5 protein-coding genes are annotated in these 7,394 nt (G+C 60.0%); all 5 read right to left on the bottom strand.

Features of this window, described 5'->3' with window-relative positions:
- Positions 1-89: 89 nt before the first annotated feature.
- Positions 90-932, bottom strand: coding sequence for an ABC transporter ATP-binding protein (locus NW862_RS12530; RefSeq protein WP_414335841.1), 843 nt, complete (start codon positions 930-932; stop codon positions 90-92).
- Between the two features lie 36 nt (positions 933-968).
- The gene (locus NW862_RS12525) at positions 969-2,960 is read right to left on the bottom strand and encodes a nitrate ABC transporter ATP-binding protein (RefSeq protein ID WP_414335839.1); all 1,992 of its coding nucleotides are present in this window, start codon (positions 2,958-2,960) and stop codon (positions 969-971) included.
- An 81-nt stretch (positions 2,961-3,041) separates the two neighbouring features.
- On the bottom strand, positions 3,042-3,977 hold the full coding sequence (gene ntrB, locus NW862_RS12520) for a nitrate ABC transporter permease (protein WP_414335837.1): 936 nt from the start codon (positions 3,975-3,977) through the stop codon (positions 3,042-3,044).
- Between the two features lie 147 nt (positions 3,978-4,124).
- A complete protein-coding gene (locus NW862_RS12515; RefSeq protein ID WP_414335836.1) occupies positions 4,125-5,429 on the bottom strand; it encodes a CmpA/NrtA family ABC transporter substrate-binding protein in 1,305 nt (434 codons plus the stop codon).
- A gap of 60 nt (positions 5,430-5,489) precedes the next feature.
- Positions 5,490-7,043, bottom strand: a complete 1,554-nt coding sequence (locus NW862_RS12510) for a ferredoxin--nitrite reductase (protein WP_414335834.1) — start codon at positions 7,041-7,043, stop codon at positions 5,490-5,492.
- Positions 7,044-7,394: the final 351 nt, after the last annotated feature.

The raw sequence follows: 7,394 nt of genomic DNA, 5'->3' as shown, positions 1-7,394 counted from the left end.
GGGAGAGGGGCTGGGGGTGGTCGCGTGAGCGGCGCGGAGCGCTTGGGCACCTCAGGGAGAGGGGCTGGGGGTGAGGGTTAACTCCCTGATTAGTTCTCCTCATGGGCAAAGCGACGGTAGAGAAAGTCGAGGGCAGAGTTGCGCAACTCGTAAAATTCCGGCATTTCCATGATGCGCGCGCGGCTGCGCGGTCGCCCAAAGGGGATCGTCAAAATCTCGCCAATATGGGCAGCAGGGCCATTGGTCATCATCACCACCCGGTCTGCCAGATAAAGAGCCTCGTCGATGTCGTGGGTAATCATCAAAACCGTGCAGCGGTGATCTCGCCAAATGGCCAGCAGCTCATCCTGCAGCTCTTGCTTGGTAATGGGATCCAAGGCCCCGAAGGGCTCATCCAGCAACAGCACTTCTGGGCGCACCGCCAGCGCGCGGGCAATGGCCACTCGCTGCTTCATACCCCCGGAGAGCTGCTTGGGCCGCTTGTGGGCTGCTTCGGCCAAACCCACGAGTTCTAGGTGTTCTTGAACGATTTCCCTTTTCTCTCTAGGGGATTTATCGGGATAGACCTGGTCCACCACCAAATAAACATTTTCAAAAGCCGTCAGCCAGGGCAGAAGGGAATAGTTTTGGAACACCATCATCCGATCCGGCCCTGGGGCGGTGATGGGCTGGCCCTTGAGGGTGATGGATCCCGAAGTAGGAGCAGAAAACCCGGCCACCATGTTGATCAAGGTGGACTTGCCGCAGCCGGAGTGGCCGATGATGCAGACAAATTCGCCGGCGGCCACTTCCAAGTTGACATTTTCTAGCGCCACAAAGGCTCCTGCCGCCGTAAAGTAGGTCTTGCCCACATTCTGAAGGGAAAGAAGGGGCAGACCTGAGAGGGAAGAGGCTGAAGAAAAGGACAAAGAAGTTAAGCGAGAGTGGGTCATCATAAAGCCTTCCAGTTGAGTTCAGTAGGGCAAAAACTAGACCTTGCTGAGGGGGTATTCCTGCAGCTTCAGCTCCTGGCGAATGGCCACCGACTCCAGGTAGTTCAAGGGATCCTCGCCATCAAAGCGGGATCCGTCGGCAAAGAGCAAAGCCCCGCGATCGTGGGCCCGATCCGGCAGCCCCAGTTCTCTGGCAGCTAGGGCGTAGGTTTTGTCATCCAGCACTTGGTCGAGGACAGCAACCCAATTGCGAGGGAAGGGGCAGATGCCCCAGCGAGCCATCTGCGTCAGGATCCAGAGATGCTCCAAGCGTTCGGGGCAGGTGTTGCGCCCGTTGGCAAACTGGTGGAAACCGACAATCACCTGCGATTCATCGGCAATGCCCCGCTGCAGGATGCCCCTCCACCCCGGCTCCAGATCGGCTGTGACCACGCCCACATACTGGGGCTGGGCCAGCCACTCCAGGATCTGGGGACGGTGCTGCGGCTGATCGCAGTAGTGACAGGCCTCCAGCAGCGCCTTGACCAGAGCCACGTGGGTGCGGGGGTAGCTTTGGGCCCAGTCTTGGCGCACCGCCAGGACTTTCTCGATGTGGCTGGGCAAGAGTTCGGGAGTGGTGGCAACGATAACCCCCACCTGTTCCCGCACGGCGCGGGAGTTCCAGGGTTCGCCCACGCAGTAGCCGTCGATGTTGCCGGCCTTGAGGTGGGCCACCATCTGCGGCGGCGGGATCACCGTCAACGTCACATCTCGATCCGGATCCACGCCGCCGCTGGCCAGCCAATAGCGCAATAGGAAGTTGTGCATCGAGGCCGGGTGCACCACCCCCAGCGTATGAACCGTATCGGGAGTTTGGCGGAGGTACTGGCGAAGATCCCAGGGGCTCTGGAAGGCCTGCAGCAGGAGTCGGCGCCCAAAGGTGATGGCGTTGCCGCCGCGGGAAACAGTAAGCGCAGTTACCAAAGGCACCGGTACCCCGCCCACCCCCAGGGTAGAGGCCAAAGGGATCCCGGCCACCACCAGGGCCGCATCCAGCCGACCGGAGCGGCTCCCTTCCCAGATGGTTTTCCAGCCCGGCTCCCTGACCAGCGTGACCTGTTCCAGGCCGTACTTCTGAAACAGGCCCTTTTCTTGGGCCACCACCAGAGGGGCGCAGTCGTTGAGGGGCACAAAGCCAATTGCCAAGTTGACTTTTTCCAGCCCCCCCTTGGCGATGGCCACACGGGTAGGAGTTTTCTGGCGGGCCCGCTTTTGCTGGTTGAGAAAGTAGATCATCTCCCCCCGCAGGCTGTAGTACTCGGGGTGATTCACCACTTCCAACCGGTGGCGCGGCCGCGGAAACGGGATCCGCAAGATCTGGCCGATGCGGGCCTCCGGGCCATTGGTCAGCAGCACCACCCGATCCGAAAGCAGAAGCGCCTCATCCACATCGTGGGTAACCAAAATACAGGTGAGCTGCTCCGCCTGGGCAATCTCCATCAGTTGCTCCTGCAGGCTGCCGCGGGTGAGGGCGTCCAACGCCCCAAACGGCTCATCCAGCAGCAGCACCCGCGGGCGAATGGCCAAAGCCCGGGCAATGGCCACCCGCTGTTTCATCCCCCCCGACAGATGGGCGGGCCGCTTGTCGGCTGCCCCCTGCAAACCCACGCGGCGGATGTGCTCTTCCACGATGCGGGCTCGCTCTGCTTGGGGAAGGGATCCCAGCACCTCGTCCACGGCTAGGGCGATGTTTTCCCGCACCGTCAGCCAGGGCAGCAGGGAATAGTTCTGGAACACCACCATGCGCTCCGGGCCGGGCTCCGTCATCTGCCGGCCTTCCAGCAGCACGCCGCCGCGGGAGGGTTTTTCCAGGCCGGCGATGATGTTGAGGAGGGTGGACTTGCCGCAGCCGGAGTGGCCAATTAGCGAGACAAATTCCCCTTTTTGGATCTCCAGATGGATGTCTCTTAGAGCGGGATAAACCTCCCCATTGTCCAGGAAAAAGTCTTTGTCTACATGGTCAACTTCGATGTAGGGCTGAGTCTTCATGATGCTACCTAAGGGATCCCTTGAGATTCATTTTTGAAAAGTGAGCAAACTGTCAGCAGCCAACTCCGGGCTCAGTCCAACCTAGTGATCCTCGGCAACCACCAGCGAGCCAATCCAAGCCGTAACCCGATCCAACAAAAGGCCAACCAGGCCGACATAGATCAAAGCCACAATAATTTCGCTGATGCGGGAGCTATTCCAGGCATCCCAAATGAAGAAGCCGATGCCCACCCCGCCAACCAACATTTCTGCAGCCACAATCGCCAGCCAAGAGAGGCCCACCCCGATGCGCAGGCCGGTAAAGATGTAGGGCACCGTGGCCGGAAAGACAATCTTAAAGAAATACTTCCAGCCGGACATGCGTACAATTCTGGCCACATTGCGGTAGTCCTGTGGGATCCGCTGTACACCGGCAATGGTGTTGATCAAAATGGGCCAGAGGGCCGTGATGAAGATAACAAAAATGGCGGAGGGGTTGGCATCGCGAAAGGCGGCCAAAGAAATCGGCAGCCAAGCCAGAGGTGGCACCGTGCGCAACACCTGAACAATGGGATCCAAAGCCTCATGCAGCCAGCGGTTGACCCCGATCACCATGCCGCCCAAAACCCCCACCAGACTGGCCAAGAAAAACCCAATGAACACCCGCTGCAGGCTGGCCCAGATTTGCCAGAACAGTCCTTTGGCGTTGCCGCCGTAGTCAAAAAAGGGATCTTTAATGAGGGGATCCCAGGTGTCCTGCCAAACTTGGAGCGGGGTGGGCAGGTTGGCGCCGGGCCGGCTGTAGAGGATTTGCCAGAGCAGGAGCACGATGAAAATTGCCGTAGCGGGCAAGAGAATGCGGCGCAGCGCTTGATGGATCCGGACTCGTTGCCTCCAAGCGGATCCAGAGCTCGTGGCAGAAGGGATCCCGGCATGGGCCTGAAGAGAGGCACCTTGGCTCAGCAGCCAACGGCCTAAGCGGATGAGCAAAGGGAAGAGGTGGCAGCCCACCTTCAAGGCAAAGTGGAGAAGATGCATAGTTTGCTGAGAGTAGGGCTATGGTCAAAGTCAGCGTAGGGAAAGTGCAAGAGAGAAGAGGTTTAATTTGAACCTGTCTGGGGGCTCTTAGGGAAATCTCTCGGACAGGGGGCTTGCAGGTGTTCTGCAAGCCCTGGAAGGAGCAGGCTAGGCCAGCTTCTTGATGGCCAATTTCTCCAGATAGGCAGCCGGATTTTCGGGGTCGAACTTCACCCCATCGAAGAAGGTTTCCACGCCGCGAGAGGTGCTGGGGGGAATGGCGGCCTCTTGGCCAATGGCTTTGGCGGCCTCGCGCCAGAGATCTTCTCGGTTGACCTTGTCCACCAGGGCTTTGGTATCCGTGTCGGCGGGCAGATAGCCCCAGCGGATGTCTTCGGTCAGGAACCAAAGGTCGTGGCTCTTGAAGGGGTAGGAAGCATTGTCTTGCCAGAACTTCATCAGGTGGGGGCTGTTTTGCACCACTTTGCCGGTGCCGTAGTCAAAGGTGCCTTTGGCGCGACCCAAGATATCGGCCACAGGAACCCCCAGCCAGCGGCGGTCGCCGATGATCCGGCACATTTCCTCTTTGTTCTCCATTTGGTCGCACCAGATCTGGGCTTCTTGCACCGCCTTCAACAGCGCCAAGGTGGCTTTCGGGTGGGCATCCACCCAGTCAGCCCGCAGAGCAAAGGCTTTCTCAGGATGGCGATTCCACAGCTCGCCGGTGGTGAGGGCGGTATAGCCCTCTTTTTGGTTCACCAGTTGAGCATTCCAAGGCTCGCCCACACAGAAGGCTTCCATCGTTTTGGATTTCATGTTGGCCACCATCTGGGGCGGCGGCACCACAATGACAGAGACATCGCCATTGGGATCGATCCCGCCGGCGGCCAGCCAGTAGCGCATCCACAGGTCGTGGGTGCCGCCGGGGAAGGTTACCGCGCATTTGGGATCCCTGCCGGCAGCTCGCGCTTCCGCAAACTTGGCTTTGAGGGGGGAACTATCCAGGCCAATTTGCAAATCCCGGTACTCGTTGGCAATGCTGATGCACTGACCGTCCAAGTTCAGGCGGGCCAGAATGTACATCGGTACCGGCTTGCCATCGGTAACTTTGCCGGTGGTGATGAGATAGGGCATGGGGGTGAGAATGTGCGCCCCATCGATGCCGCCAGCAGCGGATCCCAGCACCAAGTTGTCGCGGGTGGTGCCCCAAGAGGCCTGCTTGACCACCTCCACGTCCTTCATGCCGTACTTGTCAAAAAACCCCTTCTCTTTGGCGATGATCAGGGGGGCGGCGTCGGTGAGAGCAATGAACCCCAGCTTGGCCCGCGGGGTCTCGGGAGTATCGGCCTGGGCCACCCAGTAGCCCTGACCCAAAGATTGCGATTGGGCGCGTGGGATCCCAGCCGCGGCTGCTCCTGCTGCCAGGGCGGCTGCCCCGGCCAAAAATTGGCGACGGGAGAACAGTTTAGACATCGGAACCTCCAAGATTTTGAACGACGCAGAGAGAAAACCTTCCCCAGACTTGGCCCCTACTTAGCAAGCCATCACGGGGGAAGAAGCAGTTTGAGCAGCCGATGGACGCTGGCGCGGCCTGGCCCCGAAGTGCTCAATCAGCAGCTCCACCAAGACGGGCTTGAGGTCTTCGCAAGGGATCCCTCGACGCACACATTCGCCCAGCTTGGCGTCTTTGCCCACTTCTCCCCCCATGTAGATGTCCACCGCTTCCACCGGCTTGCCGTCCTTGCGGGCGGTGGTGCCCATTAGGCCGATATCGGCCACCTGGGGCTGGCCGCAGGAGTTGGGGCAGCCCGTCCAGTGGATGCGCACCGTCTGCGGGATCTCCAGCTCGGCTTCCAGCTCTTCCATTAGAGCCACAGCGCGGTTTTTGGTCTCGATGAGGGCAAAGTTGCAGAACTGGTTGCCCGTGCAGGACACCAGCCCCCGCTGCAAGGGCCCTGGGTTGGGGGAGAACTTTTTCAAGAGCGGCTCTTTAAGCAGCGGCGCCACCCGCGAATCGGGCACATTGGGGATGAGCACGTTCTGCTCCACCGTCAGCCGCAGCTCCCCGGAGCCGTATACCTCCGCTAGGCGGGCCAGCTCCATCATCTCCAGGGCATTCAGCCGTCCCACCGGCACGTGCAGGCCAACGAAGTTCAAGCCCGGCTGCTTCTGGGCATGCACCCCCAGGAGATCCCGCTTCTGCCAGACCACCTCATCTTTTTCCGCCGCTCTGGACAGCGGATGGCCGATCTGCCGCTCCACAGCCGCCCGAAACTTCTCCAGGCCCCACTCGTCAATGAGCCACATCAGCCGCGCCTTCTGCCGGTTGGCCCGCAGGCCGTGATCCCGGTAGACCAGCAGCACCGCCTCGCACAGAGGAACCACATCGCGCGGATCCACCCAGACATCCAGCCCGATGGCCTCGGCACAGCGGCGGGCCGAAAAAAAGCCCCCCACCAAGACGTTGAAGCCCAGCTTGCCCGCTTTGAAGGCCGGCACAAAGGCCAGGTCGTTGATCTCCGCATGAACGGAGTTGTCGCGACAACCGCAGATGGCGATGTTAAACTTACGCGGCAGATTGGTGAAGGAAGGGTTGCCCTCGCCGTTGTTGGTTACCATGTCCTGCACCTTGCGGGTGAGGCCGCGCACGTCAATCAGCTCATCTGGGTCAATGCCCGCAAGGGGGGATCCCGTAATGTTGCGCACATTGTCCATGCCCGACTGGATGCTGGTTAGGCCCACCTCCTTCAAGTAGCCCAAGATCTGGGGCATCTCCTCGATGGGGATGCCGCGCAGTTGCAAGTTCTGCCGGGTGGTGATGTCGGCTACGCCATCTTTTCCATAGGGATGGATGATCGCCGCCAACATCCGCATCTGGCCGCTGGTCAGGATCCCATTGGGCAGGCGCAGCCGCAGCATAAACTGGCCGGGCGTGCGCTTGCGAAAGAAGATCCCCAGCCACTTGAGGCGGTGATCCCGGTCGTCTTCAGGGATGTTCTCCCAGCCCATGCGGGCAAACGCTTCCAGCTCGGCTTTGACCGCCAGCCCGTCCTTTTCGCTTTTGAGGCGCTCAAATTGGTTCGCCATCGTCGCTGCCGTAGGGTAACACCGGCTACCTTAGCGATGGCCAACCGTTAACTTTGGTATTTGCCGTTACATTTTGTAACAAGTTATGCCGTTTTGTCATTTTCCAATTGCGGTTTGTGCATAAAAGTAGGCTTGCAAAGGTGAGGCACAGTCATTTCAAGCAGCAATGAAACGTTTCTCTGCATCCTCATGGCTATGCAACGCTGTCGTGAACGCGCTGCTCTAACCCCCCTCTCCCTTTGGGAGAGGGGCTGGGGGTGGTCGCGTGAGCGGCGCGGAGCGCTTGGGCCATCCCTCAGGGAGAGGGGCTGGGGGTGAGGGTTAACTCCCTGACTGGCTCTTATACACATC

Source organism: Synechococcus sp. H55.8, from assembly GCF_047462375.1.
Taxonomy (GTDB): Bacteria; Cyanobacteriota; Cyanobacteriia; order Thermostichales; family Thermostichaceae; genus Thermostichus.
The sequence above is the reverse complement of the archived record's forward strand: the minus strand, read 5'-3'. Positions and strand labels throughout refer to the sequence as shown.